The organism is Frankia alni ACN14a (genome assembly GCF_000058485.1).
GTDB classification, from domain to species: domain Bacteria; phylum Actinomycetota; class Actinomycetes; order Frankiales; family Frankiaceae; genus Frankia; species Frankia alni.
This window is the reverse complement of record NC_008278.1, coordinates 2852052-2871945: the sequence shown is the minus strand read 5'-3', so window position 1 is coordinate 2871945 and position 19894 is coordinate 2852052. Positions and strand designations below refer to the sequence as shown.

The window sequence follows — 19894 nt, the reverse complement described above, 5'->3', positions numbered from 1 at the left end:
CGCGGGCGGCGCGACGACGGGAGCCGGCATGAAGCGCGAGCTGTTCACCGACGAGCACAGGGCCTTCCGCGAGATCGCTCGCGCCTTCTACGACAAGGAGTGCGCCCCCCACTCCGCCGAGTGGGAGAAGGCCGGCGTCACCGCCCGCGAGCCCTGGCTCGTCGCGGGAGCGATGGGACTCATCGGCTGGGAAGCCCCCGAAGCCTTCGGCGGCCAGGGCATCAAGGACTTCCGGTACAACGCGATCATGACGGAGGAGATGTACGCGACCGGCACGGTCGGCATCGGCATCGGGCTGCAGAACGACATCATGGCGTCGTATCTCGTGGACATGACGACGGACGAGCAGAAGGAGCGGTGGCTCCCCGGCTTCGTCAACGGAGAGTTGATCACTGCCATCGCGATGTCGGAGCCCGGGGCGGGGTCCGACCTGGCGGGCGTCAAGACCTCCGCCCGGCGCGCGGGAGACCACTACGTCGTCAACGGCTCGAAGACCTTCATCAGCAACGGGCTCCTGAGCGACCTCGTCGTGACCGTCGTCAAGACCGATCCCGCCGCGGGCCGCAAGGGCATCAGCCTGCTCGCGATCGAGCGCGGTATGGAGGGCTTCGAGCGGGGCCGCAACCTCGACAAGATCGGGCAGAAGTCGGCCGACACCGCGGAGCTCGTCTTCAACGAGGTGAAGGTGCCGGTCGAGAACCTCATCGGCGAGGAGAACCGAGGCTTCTACCACCTCATGAGCAACCTCCCGGCGGAACGCCTGGGCATCGCGATCAACGCGGTCAGCCAGGCTCGGCGCGCGGTCGAGCTGACCAAGCAGTACGCCTCCGACCGCAGCGCCTTCGGCCAGCCGATCGGCACCTTCCAGGTCAACCGCCACGCCATCGCCGAGATGTCGGTGAAGGTCGACGTCATGCAGACCTACGTCGACCGGTGTATCGAGGCCGTGAACGCCGGCGAGCTGACGGCTGCGGAGGCCGCCGGCGCGAAGTACTGGGCGACCGAGACGCAGTGGGAGATCCTCGACCGCTGCCTGCAGCTCCACGGCGGCTACGGCTACATGAACGAGTACGAGATCGCCCGGCTGTGGCGCGACTCGCGCGTGCAGCGACTGTACGGCGGCACCAACGAGATCATGAAGGACCTCATCGGGCGTTCGCTGGGCTTCTGACCCGGGACCCCGAAGCGGCGAGGTCCGGCCGCCGGTCCACGGACCCGACTCGCGCGTCGGCGGTGCGGCTGTAGCGCAAGGAAATCTGTGACAAGTCTTGCTATTTTTCGCTCCCTGGTCCAATAATGACGCCCGGCGACGGCCGACGTTGGATCAGCCCGGCGGCTCGGGCCGGGTACGCGAGTGGCACGGGAGTCCCCGCGATGGGGCAGGCACCGAGGCCACGTGCACAACTTCCGGGCTGACGGAGATCCACCGATCACCGGATGCCGCGCTCACCGGAGCGCGGCACTCCTGGTCCGCGTACCTGTGCCTCCGGCTTCCGCCGGACCGGGTGTGCGGCCTGGCCGACGACGGATCACTCGGACGTCGCGCTCAACTTGACACCAGGGACAAGGGAGCCCCCATGCTCAGGAAGCGGGTGGTCGCGTCAGCGGCCGTCGCGTTCGTCGTTCTGTTCATAACCGGCGCGTGTGGCTCGTCGAGTACGTCGAGTACGTCGAGCCCCAAGGCGTTATCGACACTCAAGGGCACACCGATCAAGATTGGCAGCATCGGGTCGTTCAGCGGCAGCCAGGCGTCGTCCGAGGGCGGCTCCGTTGAAGTGCTCAAGGCGTGGGCGCAGTCGGTCAATGACGGCGGCGGCATTGCCGGGCACCCCGTCGACCTCGTCATCAAGGACCTGGGGAACAACGTCACGGGGGGCCTGGCGGCGGCCAAGGAGCTCGTTCAGCGAGAGAAGGTCGTCGCGATCGTCGGCGAACAGGACAACGCCGACACGACCTGGGCCTCGTACATCGCGAGCACCGGCGTGCCAGTCATCGGTGGCCTGCCGATCAACATTCCCTTTGCCACGAACGCCGACTTCTTCCCGGCGGGGACCAACGCCTTCGCGCTGCTCTACGGGGAGCTGGCACTGGCGAAGCAGGTGGGAAACAAGTTCGGGTTCCTCTACTGCGCCGAGGCGCCGCAGTGCGCGAGCTCCGTTCCCCTGGTGAAGGGCATCGCCAGCGCCATCGGAGTTCAGGTGCCGGTGGCCAGCAAGGTCTCGGCGACAGCTCCCGACTACACCGGGGTATGCCAGCAGCTGAAGGACGCCGGCGTCCAGAGCTACTCGGTTGCCAGCGCCTCCGCGGTGGTGATCCGTGTCTCCCGGGCATGCAGCCAGCTTGGTCTCAAGGCCGAACCGCTCAGCGACGACGGGACACCCTCGCCGGCCTGGGCGACCGAGCCCAGTCTCGACGGGGCGCGCTTCGCCGAGGCGGCCCTGCCCTTCATCGACACGACGACGCCGGGCGGACAGGCCTACCAGGCGCTGCTCGCCAAGTACCTCCCGAAGCTGGGTAACAGCAACGGCCCGGCCAGCCTGTACGCCTTCGCCGCCGGAAGGCTCTTCGAGAAGGCCGCCAGATCCGCCGCGACCGCGGGCAGCGACATCACCGCCAGCTCGCTCAAGACAGCTCTGTACGGGCTCAAGGGCGAGACTCTCGACGGACTGACGCCACCGCTGACCTTCACCCAGGGCAAGGCACCGCTCGTGAACTGCTACTTCACGATGGGCATCGACGGCGGGAAGTTCACCCAGCCGAACGGCAGCAAGACGACCTGTGCCCCGGACGCGCTTGTAGCCGGGATCGTTTCACAGATCGGTAAGTCGTAGGGCTGACGCTCGCCGGAAACGCACCGGGGCCGGGGCACCGCCAGCCCCGTCCCGGGTGCGCCCGCTCCGCCGCCACATCGATCTGAGGACTCGAGCGCATGACCTACCTCCCCTATCTCATCGCCGGTTTGGTCACCGGCTCCGTTTACGGGCTCGCCGCGACGGGCCTCGTCCTCACCTACAAGACGTCCGGGCTTTTCAACCTCGGCCACGGGGCCCTGGCGACCGTTGCCGCGTACCTTTTCTACGAGCTAAACGTCCACGCGAACCTGCCCTGGGGATTAGCGGCGGCGATCTGCGTACTGGTCGGCGGCCCGGTCCTCGGACTGGTCTTCGAGCTGATCGCACGTTCTCTCGGCTCGACCGGTCTGAGCGTGCGCATCGCGTCCACGATCGGCTTTCTACTCGTCGTCGTGTCGATCGTGTCGTTGCGCTACGACAGCACGACCACCCGCGTGGTCCCGCAATACCTCCCTCAGTCGAGCTTTCACCTCGGCAGCACCCCGATCACGGCCGCCCAGGTGATCATCGCGGTCCTGGGTGTCACCGCGACCGCGGCCCTCGCCGTGTTCTTCCGCCGGGCGAGGCTGGGTGCGGCGATGAGGGCCGTCGTCGACGACGGCCCGTTGCTGGACGCCGCAGGCACCTCGGCCCTCTCGGTTCGGCGCTGGTCGTGGATCATCGGCGCGACCTTCGCGGCAACCTCGGGAGTGCTCCTGGCTCCGCTGCTTGCGGAGCTCAATCCGCTCAACCTGACCTTCCTCGTGGTGACCGCCTTCGGCGCCGCGGCGATCGGCAGGTTCAGCAGTCTTCCGCTCACCTATGGCGGTGGCCTGGTCATCGGCGTCGCGCAGCAACTGTGCACCAAGCAGTTCACCACCGGAGTCCTGACCGGTCTGGCGCCGGCCCTGCCCTTCCTGGTCCTGTTCGTCGTGTTGCTGATCTCGTCGCGCCGACGCCTCTCCGATGATTCCCGGATCGTTCCGCGTAGCCGTGCCCTCGTCGTCCCGTGGCCGGTGCAGGGCGTGGGAGGGGCGGCAGTTCTGGTGCTGCTCGCCTTCATCCCCCAGATCGACACGCTCCATCTGACCGACTGGACCAACGCGCTGTCCTACGTGATCCTGTTTCTGTCGCTCGGCCTGCTCGTCCGTACGTCCGGACAGGTGTCGTTGTGCCATGTGAGTTTCATGGCCATCGGTGTCAGCGCGATGAGCCACCTGACCCAGAGCGAGCACCTGCCCTGGCTCCTCGCACTCATCGTCTCGGGTCTGATCGCGATTCCGGTGGGTGCGGTGCTCGCGATTCCGGCGATCCGGCTCTCGGGGCTCTACCTGGCCCTCGCGACGTTCGGCTTCGGAATCCTGTTGCAGTACATGTTCTACACAGAGCACTACATGTTCGGCGAGAGCGGCGTCGGACTCACGCTGTCCCGGCCCGCCGTGAGCTGGTTGTCCGTCTCCTCGGACAAGGGTTACTACTACCTCGTCCTGGTGCTCGCCGCCGCCGCCGCGGCCACGACGCTGATGATCACCCGTAGTCGACTCGGACGCCTGCTGCGCGCCCTGGCCGACAGCCCGGTGGGACTGGCGACGTCGGGCAGCTCCATCAACGTCACCCGCATCCTCGTCTTCTGCCTGAGCGCGTTCCTCGCGGCCGAGGCCGGCGCCCTGCAGGGCGTCTCCGCGCAGCAGGTGAGCGGGGACGCCTACAGCCCGCTGCTGTCCCTGACGTTCTTCGCGCTGATCATGATCGTTCCCGGGCGTGACCCCTGGTATGCGCTGTTCGCCTCCTTCGGCCTGATCCTGATTCCCGCCCTCGCCGCGTTCTCGGGGGCGACGACGGCCACTTGTCTGCAGCTCCTGTTCGGTGCGGCCGCTCTGCTCCTCCCCCTGAGCGACCGGTTGTTCCGCCAGGTGAGCGAGCGACTGAGCGAGCGGTTGCCCGCGGCGCTCCCGGCTCGCTGGAAGGGAGAGACCTCCACAGGGCCGTCGGTGATCCTCCCGTCGACAGCGTCGGTCGCCGCCGGGCACGCAGGCTCGAGGACGCCGCCGCGACTCGCCTCGGGCAGCCTCGACACCCACGAACTCACCGTCCGCTTCGGCGGTGTCGTGGCCGTCGACGGCGTGTCGCTGTCGGCGCCGGTCGGCCGCATCACCGGACTCATCGGGCCCAACGGCGCCGGCAAGACGACCACCTTCAACGCCTGCTCCGGTCTGCTCCGACCGGCGCAGGGCCGGGTCGAGCTGGACGGGCGCGACGTCACGCGTCGCGGACCGGCCGCCCGGGCGCGCCTCGGCCTGGGACGCACCTTCCAGCAGATGCAGCTGTTCGACTCGCTACCGGTGTACGACAACGTGGCGATGGGCGCCGAGGCCCGGTTCGCCGGGAGCAGTGCGCTGCGCCAGCTCTCGGGGACCCGCGCGCAGATGCGCGAGGTGCGACGCGCCGCGGATGAAGCAATGGAGCTCTGCGGCATCACGGACCTCGCGGCGCGACCCGCCGGTGCTCTGTCGACCGGACAGCGCCGCCTCGTCGACCTCGCGCGGGCACTGGCCGGACATACCAAGGTCCTGCTCCTGGACGAACCCTCGTCCGGCCTCGACCGGGCGGAGACCGTGCGCTTCGGCGACACGCTGCTCGAGGTCGTCGGTGCCCGTGGGGTCGGGATCCTGCTGGTCGAGCACGACATGGGACTCGTGACGAGGGTCTGCGACCACATCTACGTCCTGGACTTCGGCCGGCAGATCTTCGACGGCCCGCCGGCGGACGTCGTCGCCTCGGCCGCCGTCCGAGAGGCGTACCTCGGCGGTTCGGTCGCCGAACCAGCGACCTCGCCGGACGAGCAGTCGCCCGCCGACACGGAGAAGGTGACCCGATGACGCAACCGCAGGAAGGCCCCGGGCACGCAGCGGGGATGGCGGACACGCGCCCGCTGCTCTCCGCCCGCGGGATCACCGCCGGCTACGGCCGGACCACGGTGCTGCGGGACGTCTCGCTGTCCCTTGACGCCGGGGCCACCGTCGCGGTGCTCGGCGCGAACGGGGCCGGCAAGACGACGCTGCTCAGAACGCTCTCCGGCGCCCTGCGCGCGGCCTCGGGGACGATCGAGCTCGACGGTGTCGACGTGACCGCCGCCGCCCCGCACCGGCGGGCCCGGGCCGGACTGTGCAGCATCCCCGACGGCCGGGGTGTGTTCCGCAACCTCGACGTTCGCGACAACCTCCGGCTCGCCGTGCCGCCGTGGTCGCCGTCCGGATCGTGGGACGCCGCCCTCGCCGCATTCCCCGACCTGCGCGGGCGTCTCGACCAGCGGGCGGGCAGCCTCAGCGGCGGCCAGCAGCAGATGCTGGCGCTCGCCCGAGCCTTCGTCGCCGAACCGAAGCTGGTGCTCGTCGACGAGGTGAGCATGGGGCTCGCGCCGCGTCTGGTCGACGAGCTCTTCGAGGCCCTCGCCTCGCTGGCCGCTGCGGGGTGCGCGCTCGTGATCGTCGAGCAGTTCGTGCAGCGCGCACTGGCTCTCGCCCCCCATGTCCTCCTCCTCGACCACGGCGAGGTCGTCTACAGCGGCTCGGCCTCCGACGTCGACGAACAGCAGCTGCTGGGTGCCTATCTGGGAGCCGAGCTGACCGCCTGACTGCTTGCGGCCGTCTATTTTTCGTACTACAGTCCATAAATAAGCCAGGGTTCCACGTTGCAGTGGAAGGAGAACGATGGCTGCAGATCTGACCTCGCTGGCGGCGCAGTTCCATGCCTGGACCGACGAGCGCGCGGCCGAGCTCGCTGTCTTCCGCCACGAGCACCCCTCATCCGTGTCCGACCGGCTCGAGCTGGGACGCGGCCTGATGGCCCTGCTGGCGGCCGACGGTTGGAGCCTGCGCGGCTGGCCGGAGGACGTCGGGGGCAGCGGGGGGGACATCCGCGAGCGGGCGGTCCTCTACGACCAGCTCGAGGGTGCCGGGATCGGTGTGCCGGAGCAGTTCACGGTCATCGAGACGGTGGGGCCCGCGGTCATCCGGTTCGCCCCCACGCTGGCGAAGGAGCTGCTGCTGCCGTACCTGCGCGGAGAGGAGCTGTGGTGCCAGGGCTTCTCGGAGCCCGAAGCCGGCAGCGACCTGGCCTCCCTGCGCTGTCGTGCCGTGGCCACCGGGGGCGGCTTCCTCGTCTCCGGCCAGAAGATCTGGAGCAGCTACGGGCACCTTGCCGACCGCATGGTGGCGCTCGTCCGAACCGGAAGTGCCGAGAGTCGGCATCGCGGCCTCACGATGCTGATGGTTGACCTGTCGGGTCCCGGCATCACGCGCCGGCCCATCCGGCTGGCCAACGGAGAAGAGGAACTCTCGGAAGTCTTCTTCGACGATGCGCCGGTCGCCGGGAGTTCGCTCATCGGGGAGGTTGACAAAGGCTGGTCCGTGGCGATGTATCTCCTGCAGTTCGAGCGGGGGATGTATGCGTGGCTGCGCATGGCGCGCCTGCGCGGACGGCTGGCACGGCTCGCCCGGCGAGTCGACCCCGCCGATCCGATCGGCTGCCGGGAGGTCGGCCGGGCTCTCGCCGCCCAGCGCGCCCTGCGCGCCCGGACCTGGCACACCATCGCGCGCCTGGCCGAGGGCGAGACGCCCGGCCCGGAGACGTCCGTCGACAAGGTTCTGCTGGCAACGGCCGAGCAGGCGGTCGCCGATGCCGCTCGGGCCGTCGACCTGGCCGCATTCACCTTCGCCACCGAGGACCTCGACGACGCCCGCTCCGAGTGGTTCTACACCCGCGCAGCCTCCATCTACGGCGGCTCCGCCGAGGTACAGCGGTCGATTCTGGCCGACCACGTGCTGAAGCTCCCCAGTGAGGGGAAGGCCTGACATGGACGCCGACACGCTCAACGAGCTCCGCCTGACGCTGCGCAGGGTCTTCGCCGCCGGCGCCGACCCCTCCGTCGTCAACAAGGACCTCGCGGACCTCGGCTGGGACGACGCGCGCCACGACGACCCCGCGCGGACGGACGTCGCCTTCTTCGAGGAACAGGGCAGGGCGCTCGCGGCCAGCGATGTCCTGAACACCTCCCTCTGCGAGGCGCTCGGCGTCGACGTCGGGACGGGCGTGACGATCCCCGTTCGTGCCAGGTCCGGTGACCTGGCGATCCTCCTCACCGATGTCATCCCGGAGAAGCTGGTCGTCGGGGACCTGCGGTCCGCGGTCTTCCTCACGAAGTCCGACATCGACCCGCACGACATCGGCCCGCACGGCATCGGGCTGCTGGACACGACGCTCGGCGCCCGCCGGGTCGTGCTCCGTGCGGATGCGTCCGGCCGTCCGGTCGACGGTGCGGCCTGGTCCGCGGCCCTGACCGCGGCGCGACGCTCGCTTGCCTCCGAACTGGTCGGCGTGGGCCTGGAAGCGCTGGCCCTGGCCATAACGTACGTGTCGCAGCGCACCCAGTTCGGTCGACCGATCGGCAGCTTCCAGGCCGTCCGTCACCGGCTGGCCGAGGCCCACGTGCACCTCACGGCCGCGCAGGAGCTGGTCGGGGCCGCCTGGAACTCGGGCGATGCGGACGATGCCTGCCTCGCCAAGGCCGCCGCCGGTCGCGCCGCGGACCACACCATGCGGACAGCCATGCAGGTCTTCGGCGCCATCGGCCTCACGTGGGAGCACAAGCTCCACGGCTATGTCCGGCGGGCCGCGTCGCTTGACGCGCTCGCAGGCGAGTCCGGCTTCCTCGAGGAGAGACTGGGCCGCCGGCTCGTCGACGGGGCGATAACACCGTGACCGCGACCGACACGACTGCTGTGCGCGGTCACATCGACCGCCGTCGGGTCGATCTGCTACTCGCGCGGATCGCCCTTGGCCCCACGCACGGTCCGCTCCCTTCGGCCCAGGTCGCCGTCGCGCAGGACGGCGTGCTCGTCGCGTCGGAGAACTTCGGTACGGCGACCACCGCCACCCGGTACGTGCTGCAGTCGGTCGGCCGACCGGTGCTGGCCTCGCTCGTCTGGCGGCTCATCGGAGACGGGCTGCTGTCCGCCGAGGAGCGGGTGGCCGACGTGATCCCCGAGTTCGGGGCGAACGGCAAGGCGGAGGTCACCGTCGAACAAGTCCTCCTGCACACGGCGGGCTTCCCGTTCGCACCGCTGGGTTTTCCACGCATGCTGGACCGCGCACAACGGCTTGAGGCGTTCGGCCGGTGGCGGCTCGACTATGCACCCGGCAGCGCGCTCCAGTTCCACCTCACGTCGGCCGCGTGGCTGCTCGCGGAAATCATCGAGCGCCGGACGGGCCGCACAGCAGGGCAGTACCTCGCGGCGGAGATCAGCGAACCCCTGGGCCTGTCGCTCCAGCTGGGTGTGCCGGTTGAGGAGCAGGCATCGACCGTGGCGCCGATGGTCGCCGTGGACCGGACGTCCGCCGACCAGGACGTCGATCCGTGGGGTCCCTGGTTCCTCGCCCGGCCCGAGGTGCTGGCCGCCGGTGAGCCGAGCCACTCGATGGTCGGATCGGCGACCGACATGGCGCTGTTCTACCAGGCGGTAGCCCACTCCGGCCGGTGGGACGCAGCGGTCGTGGACGATGCCACGCGGATCCGGCTGAGCGCAATACCCGCGGGTGACCAGCTCTACGGCGGCTCCGCGACGCCAGTGAACATGGGCCTGTTCGTCACGGTCAGCGGTGCGACCGGCGGGAACTGGATGCCGACGACAGGGTCACCGCGCACCTGGGGGCACGGCGGCGCCGCATACCAGCTGGCGTTCTACGACCCCGAGACGGACGTCTCGTTCGCGCTGCTCAGCAACGGCTATCCGCTTCGCGGCTACGACTACACGCGCAGCGGCACCGCCTTCCTCACCAACGTCGCCAACCTCGCCGCCGATCTGGTGCCCTGACGCAACCAAGGAGATGGACAGCCATGCCGGTCCGACCCGATGCAGTGATTGTCTCCGCGGCCCGTACCGCCATCGGTACCGCGAACAAGGGCACTCTTGCAGCGACCTCCGCCTTCGATCTCGCCGAGCACGTGGTAGCCGCCGCGCTCGAGCGCAGCGGGCTGCCGTCCGAGGCGTACGACGACGTCGTGCTGGGCGAGGTCATGCAGGGCGGCGGCAACATCGCGCGCCACACGGCGGTCCGCCTCGGCATGACCTCGGTGCCGGGGCTCGCCCAGAACCGGCAGTGCGCCTCGGGTCTGTCCGCGGTGATCACGGCGGCGGCGGACATCCGCGCCGGCATGGGGCGGGCGGTCATCGCAGGTGGCACGGAGTCGCTGTCACTCACGCCGAGTGTGCATCAGCGCATCCCGGGCACCCGTGACTTCGATCCCGCGCGGTGGATGTCGCCGTCCCACCAGCCCACGGAGACGGCGCCTGCGATCGACATGTCGATCACGGTCGGCTGGAACACCGCGCAGATCGCGGGCGTCTCCCGCGAGGAGATGGACGCGTGGGCGGCGGAGTCCCACCGCAAGGCGGTCGCGGCCATCGACGGCGGCCGGTTCGAGGACGAGATCGTCCCGGTCAAGGTGACCCGGGTCGACGGGACCGAGGTCGTCTTCGGCGTTGACGAGCACCCCCGCCGGGACACGACCGCGGAGAAGCTCGCCGGGCTCAAGGTGCTGCACCCCGAGATCGAGGGCTTCTCGATCACCGCGGGGAACTCCTCCGGCCTCAATGACGGGGCGGCGGCGATGGCCCTCCTCGCGGACGACCTCGCCCGGCAGGAGGGGGTCGAGGCGCTCGCGCTCGTGCGCGGCTGGGCCTCGGTGGGAGTCGACCCGGTGCGTACGGGGCTCGCTCCCGTCGAGGCCATCATGATGGCGCTCGCACGTTCGGGGACGGCGCTGGGCGACGTCGACCTGTTCGAGATCAACGAGGCCTTCGCCTCGATGTGCGTGGCCACGACCCGGGCCCTCGACATCGACCCGGCGACCGTGAACGTCAACGGGTCCGGCTGCAGCCTCGGTCACCCCATCGCGGCCAGTGGCGCCCGCATGATTACGACGCTCGTCCATGAGCTGCGACGGCGTGGTGGGGGGACCGGCGTCGCGGCGCTATGCGCGGGTGGGGGCATGGGATCCGCGATCGTGCTCGACGTGCCCGCGCCCACTTCCCGTTCCTGACACCAGCATGACGAAGGACTACCTCTGATGGCCATGATCGAGAACACCGTCGGGCGACTGCCCTACCAGCTCGTGGACTTCGACCAGCACTCCTACGAGGCCGAGGACTGCTTCACCCGGCACATGCCCAAGTCCAGGATCGACAGCGCGGTGGCGCCGATCGTCGCGCCGAGCGGCAAGAAGGTGCTGCTGGCCGGCGACCGGATCGTCACCGCCCTCGAGAACGACCTCGACCAGGTCTACGTTCCCGGCTCGTTGGCGGAGATGCTGCGCCAACGCGCCTCCGGGGAGGCCGCCGACGCCGAGCGCTTCTGGCAGCCGTTGCAGCCGGAGTACCTCGACCGGGACGTGCGGCTCAAGCAGATGGACGAACAGCAGGTCGAGCGCTCGATCATGTACCCGGGTGGCTGGGCGCTGATGGCGGAGGCCTACCTCCAGGGCGTGGGCCCGCTGTACGACAATCTCGAGTCGTTCAATCGCTGGATCGACGAGGACTGGGGATTCAACTACAAGGACCGGTCCTACGCGCCGGCGCTGCTGTCTCTGCGGGACCTCGACCGGGCCGTCGCGGAGCTCGACCGGGTGCTGGCGGCCGGGGCTCGCTTCATCATGCTGCCGACCGGCCCGGCCTACGGGCGGACGCCGGGCGACCCCTACTTCGACCCGTTCTGGAAGCGGATGAACGAGGCCGGAGCCGTGCTGGCTTATCACATCACAGAGTTCTTCTACCAGGACAACGTCGCCTCCCCGTGGGGCTGGGGTCTGGTCCCGCCGTTCCAGTTCTCCGCCTGGCAGTGGCAGAACACCTACGGCGAGCGGCCGATCACCGACACCCTGTCGGCGCTCATCTTTGACAACCTGTTCGGGCGCTTCCCGAACATCCGGGTCCTGGTCAGCGAGTTCGGCGCCGAGTGGGTGCCGCACTTCGTCAAGCACATGGACAAAAGCCGCGGCATGGGGCGCAATGGTCCGTGGCTGGGCGGCCCGCTCACCGAACGCCCGAGCACGATCTTCCAGCAGTTCGTCCGGGTGGTCCCGTATCCGGAGGACGACGTGGTGGCACTCGCCGACCGGCTCGGCACCACGGACAGCCTGCTCATGGGCTCGGACTGGCCGCACGCCGAGGGCATGCGCGAGCCGGCGGACTTCTTCGACAGGGTCAGCGCACTCGGGGACGAACGCCGGCGGGCGTTCCTGCGCGACAACGGCCTCCGGCTGCTACGCGCGCTGTGACGAGCGAAGCCGCCACACCCACCGAGGCGTGGCACTCCCTCTACCCGTCGACACTACCGACGCACATCGAGCCGGAATTCGCCTCGATCCTCGACATGATCGAGGCGTCGGTACGGCGGGTGCCGGACCGGCCGGCCATCCGCTATTTCGGCCGCTCGATCACCTTTGCCGAGCTCGACCGGATGAGCGATGCGTTGGCGAGCGGATTGCTGGCGCTGGGCTTCGCGGCGGGCGACCGTGCCGTGCTCTACCTGCAGAACGTGCCGCAGTTCGTCATCGCGCAGGTGGCGGTGTGGAAGGCAGGCGGCGTTGCGGTGTCGGCCAACCCGATGTACAAGGCGCGGGAGCTCGCGGAGATCCTGCACGACTCCGGAGCGACCGTGCTGGTCAGCCTCGAATCGTTGTACCGCGACGTCGCGGCCGCGGTGGTGCGGAGCACGGCCGTCCGGACGGTGTTGACGACCTCGGAGCTCGACCTCGCGGCCGACGAGTCTTCGCTGCTCACGGGCATCGTGCGCACCCGGGCGGAGGGGACGCACGACCTGCTCGAGCTCGTCGGCGAGCACGACGGCGAACGTCCGGTCCGCCCGGCGTTGCAGGGTTCGGACGTCGCCCTTCTTACGTACACCTCGGGGACCACCGGGCCCCCGAAGGGGGCCATGACGACGCACGGCAACGCCGTGTTCAACGCCCAGACCTTCCGCGACTGGGTCGGGCTGAACGGTGACGACGTCGTTCTCGGTGTTGCGCCGCTGTTCCACATCACCGGTCTCATCGCCCACATCGCGGTGTCGCTGCTGATCGGGGCACCGCTGGTGCTGACCTACCGGTTCGACGTGTCGGACCTGCTGCGCACCGTCCGCGACGAGCGGGCGACCTTCATGGTCGGGTCCATCACGGTCTTCATCGCGCTGATGAACGCCGCCGACACGGATCCCGACGCGCTCACCTCGCTGCGAGCCCTCTACTCCGGCGGCGCGCCGATCGCCCCCGCCACGGCGCGGGCCTTCCAGCAGCGCTTCGGGATCTACATCCACAACATCTACGGCCTGACCGAGACGACCTCTCCGGCGATGGGCGTGCCGTTCGGGGTCGAGGCGCCTGTCGATCCCGTGAGCGGTGCGCTCGCCGTCGGCATACCGGTCTTCGACACGACCGTGCGGATCCTCGACGAGGCGGGCGCGCCCTGCGCTCCCGGCACGATCGGGGAGATCGCGGTATCGGGACCTCAGGTCTGCGCGGGCTACTGGCGCAAACCCGCGGAGACCGCCCAGGCCTTCGTCGCCGGCGAGCTGCGGACCGGCGACGTCGGCTTCATGGACGAGCACGGCTGGTTCTATCTCGTGGATCGCAAGAAGGATCAGATCAACGCGGGCGGCTACAAGGTCTGGCCGCGCGAGGTCGAGGACGTACTCTACGAGCATCCGGCGGTACGAGAAGCAGCCGTCGTCGGCGTCGCCGACGACTACCGCGGCGAGACCGTGAAGGCGTACGTCTCGCTCGTGCCGGGAGCGAACGCCACCGCGCAGGAACTCATCGCCTTCGCCCGGGAACGGATGGCGGCGTACAAGTACCCGCGGCTGCTCGAGCTGGTCGACGACATTCCGAAGACGACCAGCGGGAAGCTCCTGCGCCGGGCGCTGCGCGACCAGACCTGACGCTCCTGGGCCGGCCTGCGCCGTCTCCCCGCAACGCACAACAGCGCTGATTTGTGCGCTGATGGGCCTCGGCCGGCGCGGTGCGTGCTACCGCATGCCACGACTACGACCACCGGTCCTGGGTTCCGTGCCGATGACGCCGTTGGCTTCGAGAGTCTTGACTGCTTCGTCGGAGAGGCCGAGCAGGTCGCGCAGGATCTCGGTGTTGTGCTGGCCGAGGAGCGGGGCGCCGGTGCGGTTGTAGATCCGTGTTTCGCGGGCCCGGATGAGGGCGGCGCAGGCGTAGAGGGCAGCCTGCATCGCCCCCACCACCGTTGCCTCGTCGGCCATCTCGGTGCCTGCCGTGGTCGGCTCCCGCGGGTGCAGCAGCCCGTCGTCGCCGCGGGCCAGCAGGTGCGCCCCGGCCACCGCGCCCATCATCATCCCGTGCGCCGGGATACCACGGTACGGCCCGTTCGCCCCGAAGGCTATCCGTCGAGGAAGCTCTCCGCACCGTCCAGCAGGCGCCAGAACACCTCCCGGCCAGCGTCGGCGCGCACGTCCAGCGCGATTGAGCGCTTGTTCTTGTTCACCTGCAGATGCGGCACGCTGTAACCGGGTTCGAGCTGGCCGAGAAAGTAGCGCAGATAATCGCCCCGCGGTGGCGCCTCAACCTTGATCACATCTGCATCGAGATCGGCGAGGAACATCCCGAGGCTGTAGGTGTCATAGTACGGAGCCTCGGAGTCGAGCAGGTTGCTCGCCGGTTCGTCCGACCAGCCACCCCCGCGCGTCCCGCCCACATCATCTACGCGAGCGAGCACGTCCCGTCGACGACTGCCGCGTCGAGAACCTGTCTTTCGCCGGACCGTTCCCGCTCATACAGGGCGGCCAGAACACCCATTACCAGATAGAGCGAGCCGCCCCCGAAGTCGCCGACAAGGTTGAGCGGCGGCGTGGGCCGCGCGCCCTCGGTCCCGATCGCGTTGAGCACTCCCGTGAGCGAGATGAAGTTGATGTCGTGTCCCGCCCACAGGGCCAGCGGCCCGTCCTGGCCCCATCCGGTCACACGCGCATAGATGAGGCGCGGGTTGCGCTCGAGGCAGTTGTCGGGCCCCACGCCGAGCCGCTCTGTCACGCCCGGGCGCTATCCCTCGATCAGCACGTCCGCGCGCCCGGCAAGCGCGAGTACGATATCACGGCCGCGCGATTCCTTCAGATTCGCCGAAACAGAACTACGGCCGCGCAGCATCCAGGCCTCTGCCTCTTCGGGCAGTACCTGCAGACCACTGGCCGGCCGCTCCACCCGGACGACATCCGCCCCCAGATCGGCCAGCAGCATGGCGGCATGCGGCCCCGGGCCGATCCCGCCGAGTTCGAGCACCCGGAGATCCTGTAAGGGTCCTGGCATCAGCTCCTCTTCCTGGCGGGCTCACCTCACGCCGGCTGATGCGACCGACGCGTTCCACCGCGCGGTCAGCTCAGATTTCCCAACCTTGCTCCAGGTTGCGGGCGGACGATCAGGCGGACTCGCTCGCCCACGCGTTCCGGAGGCCAATTCACGGCGACCCGGGCCACACAGCCACCAAGATCTTCTCCGGGCGCCGCCGGCGCCGTCGGCGCCGCACTTCCGCACCCACTCGGCCGCCAGGTCCCGCAGCTGGGGCTTTACCTGGAGATAATTTCTGTACTATAGTCCATAAATCATTCGGTTGCAGCGATGTCACGAGAAGGTGGGCGCCAGGATGACCCGTCAGGATTCGATGGTCCAGGCGTCACGCCGCCAGTACTATCTCCGCCGGGGCTGGTGGGACGACACCACCCTGGGACAATTAATTGATCATGGTCTCACCGGCCGGCCGGACACGGTCTTCCGCGTCTGGTCCCGAACTCGGCCATACTCCGGCACCTATCGGGATGTGCGGGATCTGGCCACCCGAGTGGCCGGTTCCCTGCACCACCGCAACGTGCGACCGGGCGACCCGGTCATCTTTCACCTCCCCAACTGGCTGGAGGCCGCCGTCTCGTTCGCCGGCCTGGCGTTCGCGGGCGCGGTGGCCGTCCCTGTTCCCCACTACGTCAGCGGGTCGGATCTGGGGAAAATCGCGCGACTGAGTCGGGCCCGAGTCGTTATCACCTCAGGCGCCGATCCCGCCCGATGCTCCGACGTCGTGACAGCGTTGAGGTCGACAGCACCCTCGGTTGAGCACATCGTCGTCGTGGGTGGACCGGTGCCCACCGGCTGCGAAGGCTTCGATGCCTTCGTCGCGCACCGCGCGAGCGAACCGATCGCGAGCGAACCGATACGGACGGACCCCGACCAGATCGCACTGCTGGCATTCACCTCCGGGACCGGATCGGCGCCGAAAGGCGTCGTCCACACGCACAGATCGCTGTGCGCCGAAGTCCGGTCGCATCTACCCATTCTGGTCCCGTCCTCGAGCCGGCCACAGCTCACCGGCGGCCCGATCTCCCATGCCGCGGGAATGCTGCTGGGCCTCCTGCTGCCGATTCACCGCGGCCAGCCCGTGAACCTCATGGATACCTGGGATCCCGCCGACGTCTTCGCTGCCATGGATGCCACGGGCCTTTCCGCGGGCACCGGGGCGGTGTATTTTCTGGCCAGCCTGCTTGACTCTCCCGACCTGACCCCCGGACGACTGGCACAGATCGACTCCGTCGTGCTCGGTGCCTCCCCCGTGCCCACCTCCCTCGCCAGACGCGCCGGCCAGCTGGGCATCGACGTCGTTCGCAGCTACGGGTTGACCGAACATCCCACGATCACCGGAGCCGCCGTCACCGACCCGGCCGACAAACGTGAGACAACGGACGGCAGGCCGCTGCCCGGCGTGGAGCTGAAGATTCTCCGGGATTCGGGCGAGACGGCGGCGCCCGGTGAGGCCGGCGAGGTCTGCGCCCGCGGTCCCGACCTGATGACCGGCTACCTCGATCCCGAGCTGAACGCGGAGCTGTTCGACGCCGACGGCTGGTTGCGGACCGGCGACATCGGCTTCCTCGATGCGGAAGGCTGGTTGACGATCACCGGTCGCAGCAAGGATCTCATCATCCGCAACGGCGTGAACATCAGCCCAGGCGAGATCGAGAATGTGCTGCTCGCCCTCCCCGGCGTGGTGGAAGCCGCTGTGATCGGCATGCCCGACGAAAGCACAGGGGAACGCGCGCACGCCGTGCTGCGGCTGCGGCCGGGAGCGACACGGCCGGACCTGGAACAGGTGCGGCGTCATCTGCTCGGCGCCGGCCTGACCAAGGTAAAGTGGCCCGAAGGGTTGCACATCGCGACGGAGTTTCCGCGGACGCCGTCGGGGAAAGTGCAGAAGTTCCTGCTCCGCCGCGATCTCTCGTCGTTTCTCGAACCGACATCGGAGGACCGATGAGCCGCCCCGCACTCCCGCGCCGTGCCGGGAGAGATCCGGCAGGGAGGTGAACTTTGGTGAATACTGCGCGTCGGGCGGATACGGGCGGCCGGGCGGCTGGCATCAACCCGGATCCCGTGGTGCTCGAGTCATGTCCGACAGCCCGGTTCATCGAGCCCTGGTCCACCGGGATGACCGTGCCGGTGATGTAACGCGCCTCGTCGCTGGCGAGGAAGACGACGGCGTTGGAGACGTCGACCGGCTCGATCCACGGCTGGCCCATCCGCATGATCGAGGCGAAGACCGGCCTGGCGTCCTCGATCGTCGGGTTCTCGAGATCGGGCCGGAACAGCTTGAACGTGCCGGCGTTCTCGGTGACGAGCGGGGTGTTCACGGTGCCGGGGCACAGCACGTTGACTCGGATCTGCTGGGCGGCAAGCTCGTTGGCCAGTGTCCTACCGAGGGCGATGACGCCCGCCTTGGAGGGGTTGTAGTCGGCGAGGTTCTGCACGTACTTCGCGCCCGCACCCGAGCTGGTACAGACGATCGACCCGCCGTTGCCGGCCGTGACCATCGCGGACCTCTTCGACGAAGCGGTGCTCGGCCCGTTCACGGAACTTATGGCCCAATTTGTGGGCGTCCGCCGCGTTCCATACCTTCGCCGAGGCCACCAGCCGCCGCTGTGCGGAAGGCCGCCGGGCCGCCTCCCCCGGCTGGAACTCCACCACCGCCTCCGAGAACGACCTCAACCGCCTCGGCTCCTTCTGAAGGTCACCGATGCCGGGCTGCCGGTGCTTTCGAGGTATGCGTACAACATGCGGATGGCGGTGGCGCCCTCGCCGACGGCTGAGGCGACTCGGCGGACGGTGCCGCTGCGCACGTCACCCACGGCGAAGACGCCGGGTTGACTGGTCTCCAGCATGTTCGTGCGGCAGTCGGGACGCCGCGGCGCGCCGTCCCGCGTCGTCGTGGCGGCGGTCGTGGCGGCGGTCGTGGCGTTGCCTGCCGCACTGGTCGCGGTGGTGGTCCTGGTCATGGCTTCTTCCGCGTCCGTGCCGGTGAGCACGAAACCGCGGTCGTCCAGCGCGACGGTGTCCGCGAGCCACCCGGTGCAGGGCTTCGCGCCGATGAAGACGAACAGGGCCTCGGCCGGGACCGTGCGCTGTTCACCGGTGTGCTTGTCACGCAGTACGACAGCTCGCAGCGAGTCGTCTCCCTGCACCTGCTGGACCTCCGTGTGCGGCACGACGAAAATCCGGGGATGCCGCATGATCCGGTCGATCAGGTACCGCGACATGTTCGCGGCCAGGTCGTCCTCCCGGACCACCAGGTGGACGACCGGCGCGATGTCGGCCAGGAAGATCGTGGCCTGCCCGGCGGAGTTGCCACCGCCGACCACCGCGACCGGGCGGCTGGCGCACAGGCGGGCCTCCATCACCGTCGCGGCGTAGTGGACGTCGGTCCCCTCGAACCTGTCGATGCCGGGCACGTCCAGCCGGCGGTACCGCGCGCCGGTGGCGATCACTACGGTCCGGCTGACGATCTCGGTGTGAGAGCCGCCGGTGTCGCACCGGACCACGTACAGGTCACCGTCCGGTACCAGCGCCACCGCCTCGGCCGGCACGTTGATCTCGGCGCCGAACTTGTGCGCCTGGATGGCCGCGCGGTCGGCGAGTTCCGCCCCGGAGATCCCCGCGGGGAAGCCCAGGTAGTTCTCGATCCGGGACGATGTGCCCGCCTGCCCGCCGGTGGCGACGGAATCGAACACGGTGGTGGCCATCCCCTCCGAGGCGGCGTAGACAGCCGCCGCGAGCCCGCCGGGACCGGCCCCGATGACCAGCACGTCCCGCACCGACGTGTCCGATCGGCCCACTGGCAGGCCGATGGCCTGGGCCAGCTCGATGTTGCTCGGATTGCGCAGCACCAGGGTGTCCCGCCAGATCACCACCGGGGTGTCCTGGGGCGTCAGGCCGACGGCGCGCAGCACCTGCTCTGCCTCGCGGTCCTGTTCCAGGTCCACGAACCGGTGCGGCATCCGGTTGCGCGCGGCGAACTCCCGCAGCCGCCGGCTGTCCGGGCTGTAGCGGGAGCCGATGATCCGGAATCCGGCGCCCAGGCCGATCAGCATCGATCGGCGCTGGAAGCAGGTCCGCACGATCTCGTCGCCGAGACCGGCGTCGCGGTTTGTCACCTCCCGCAGGACGTCCAGCGGCACCGCAAGTATCTCGCCGTCCTCGCCGGCGATCGCAGTGAAGAAGGAGACCTGGCCCTCCAGCAAACCCAGCTCACCGAGGTAACGACCGGGTCCGTGCACCCGGACCACCCGTTCCTCGTCGGTGCCGTACCCGGTGATCACAAGTACCTTGCCACGCAGGATGACCAGGAACTCCTCGGTCCGTTCGCCCTCCCGGACCAGCACCTCGCCGGCCCGGACCTGGCGCCGTTCCCCGCGGGCGGCCAGGGTCGCGATCTGATCGTCGGACAGCCTGGGATACGCCCCGTACAGGTCGGGTGTCTCGGTCAGATCAGGAGTCTCGGTCCGATCAGGAGTCTCGGTCGGGTCGAACGCGTCCCTACGTGCGGAGGTCGGCGTGGCTGCGGCGGCCGGTCCCTCCCCGTCCGTTGCGCCGTGCTCCCGTCGAAGGTTCTGGTCGGTGGTCGAGCGCCGCTCAGACATACGACTCCTCGAAGTGGCCTGAACCAGCACCCCGCCGCCGG

Annotated in this window: 14 protein-coding genes and 2 pseudogenes; 11 read left to right on the top strand and 5 right to left on the bottom strand. The window is 69.2% G+C overall.

Annotated elements, in window-relative coordinates:
• Positions 1-28: 28 nt before the first annotated feature.
• The 10 genes from FRAAL_RS11440 to FRAAL_RS11395 all read left to right on the top strand — a co-directional run bounded on the left by FRAAL_RS11440 (position 29) and on the right by FRAAL_RS11395 (position 13823).
• Positions 29-1171, top strand: a complete 1143-nt coding sequence (locus FRAAL_RS11440) for an acyl-CoA dehydrogenase family protein (protein ID WP_011603779.1) — start codon at positions 29-31, stop codon at positions 1169-1171.
• Positions 1172-1577: 406 nt separating this feature from the next.
• A complete protein-coding gene (locus tag FRAAL_RS11435; RefSeq protein WP_011603778.1) occupies positions 1578-2831 on the top strand; it encodes an ABC transporter substrate-binding protein in 1254 nt (417 codons plus the stop codon).
• Between the two features lie 98 nt (positions 2832-2929).
• Positions 2930-5710 carry a branched-chain amino acid ABC transporter permease/ATP-binding protein gene (locus tag FRAAL_RS11430; RefSeq protein ID WP_011603777.1) on the top strand — a complete coding sequence of 927 codons (2781 nt, stop codon included), beginning with the start codon at positions 2930-2932 and terminating at the stop codon, positions 5708-5710.
• A complete protein-coding gene (locus FRAAL_RS11425; RefSeq protein ID WP_011603776.1) occupies positions 5707-6465 on the top strand; it encodes an ABC transporter ATP-binding protein in 759 nt (252 codons plus the stop codon). The genes FRAAL_RS11430 and FRAAL_RS11425 overlap by 4 nt, the downstream gene beginning before the upstream one ends.
• 76 nt (positions 6466-6541) lie before the next feature.
• Positions 6542-7684, top strand: coding sequence for an acyl-CoA dehydrogenase family protein (locus FRAAL_RS11420; RefSeq protein WP_011603775.1), 1143 nt, complete (start codon positions 6542-6544; stop codon positions 7682-7684).
• 1 nt (position 7685) lies between these two features.
• Complete coding sequence (locus FRAAL_RS30375) at positions 7686-8591, top strand: acyl-CoA dehydrogenase family protein (protein WP_050997091.1); 906 nt, start codon at positions 7686-7688, stop codon at positions 8589-8591.
• Positions 8588-9703 (top strand): serine hydrolase domain-containing protein, encoded by a 1116-nt coding sequence (locus tag FRAAL_RS11410; RefSeq protein ID WP_157892052.1) that lies wholly within the window; start codon positions 8588-8590, stop codon positions 9701-9703. The genes FRAAL_RS30375 and FRAAL_RS11410 overlap by 4 nt, the downstream gene beginning before the upstream one ends.
• A 23-nt stretch (positions 9704-9726) precedes the next feature.
• Complete coding sequence (locus FRAAL_RS11405) at positions 9727-10932, top strand: thiolase family protein (protein ID WP_011603772.1); 1206 nt, start codon at positions 9727-9729, stop codon at positions 10930-10932.
• Between the two features lie 27 nt (positions 10933-10959).
• Positions 10960-12165 carry an amidohydrolase family protein gene (locus FRAAL_RS11400; protein WP_011603771.1) on the top strand — a complete coding sequence of 402 codons (1206 nt, stop codon included), beginning with the start codon at positions 10960-10962 and terminating at the stop codon, positions 12163-12165.
• Positions 12162-13823, top strand: coding sequence for an AMP-binding protein (locus FRAAL_RS11395; protein WP_011603770.1), 1662 nt, complete (start codon positions 12162-12164; stop codon positions 13821-13823). Before FRAAL_RS11400 ends, FRAAL_RS11395 begins: the two co-directional genes overlap by 4 nt.
• 87 nt (positions 13824-13910) lie before the next feature.
• Here the strand turns inward: FRAAL_RS11395 and FRAAL_RS35545 are convergent, their stop codons facing one another.
• From FRAAL_RS35545 to FRAAL_RS31615, 3 genes and pseudogenes are all read right to left on the bottom strand, one after another.
• Positions 13911-14294, bottom strand: a complete 384-nt coding sequence (locus tag FRAAL_RS35545) for a CoA transferase (protein ID WP_256789106.1) — start codon at positions 14292-14294, stop codon at positions 13911-13913.
• Positions 14291-14626: a CoA transferase gene (locus FRAAL_RS35540; protein ID WP_505474303.1), complete on the bottom strand. Its 336-nt coding sequence runs from the start codon at positions 14624-14626 to the stop codon at positions 14291-14293. Before FRAAL_RS35540 ends, FRAAL_RS35545 begins: the two co-directional genes overlap by 4 nt.
• Positions 14611-15144 (bottom strand): annotated as a pseudogene (locus tag FRAAL_RS31615) (CoA transferase). The gene FRAAL_RS35540 and the pseudogene FRAAL_RS31615 overlap by 16 nt, the downstream one beginning before the upstream one ends.
• A gap of 403 nt (positions 15145-15547) precedes the next feature.
• Between FRAAL_RS31615 and FRAAL_RS11380 the strand changes: the two are divergent.
• Positions 15548-17197: an AMP-binding protein gene (locus FRAAL_RS11380; RefSeq protein WP_063822630.1), complete on the top strand. Its 1650-nt coding sequence runs from the start codon at positions 15548-15550 to the stop codon at positions 17195-17197.
• A gap of 166 nt (positions 17198-17363) precedes the next feature.
• Here FRAAL_RS11380 and FRAAL_RS31610 read toward each other — a convergent pair.
• Positions 17364-17789, bottom strand: a pseudogene (locus FRAAL_RS31610) (SDR family oxidoreductase); the annotation flags it as partial.
• Between the two features lie 132 nt (positions 17790-17921).
• Entirely contained in the window at positions 17922-19853 is a 1932-nt protein-coding gene (locus FRAAL_RS11370) for an FAD-dependent oxidoreductase (protein ID WP_157892051.1), read from the bottom strand.
• Positions 19854-19894 lie beyond the last annotated feature (41 nt).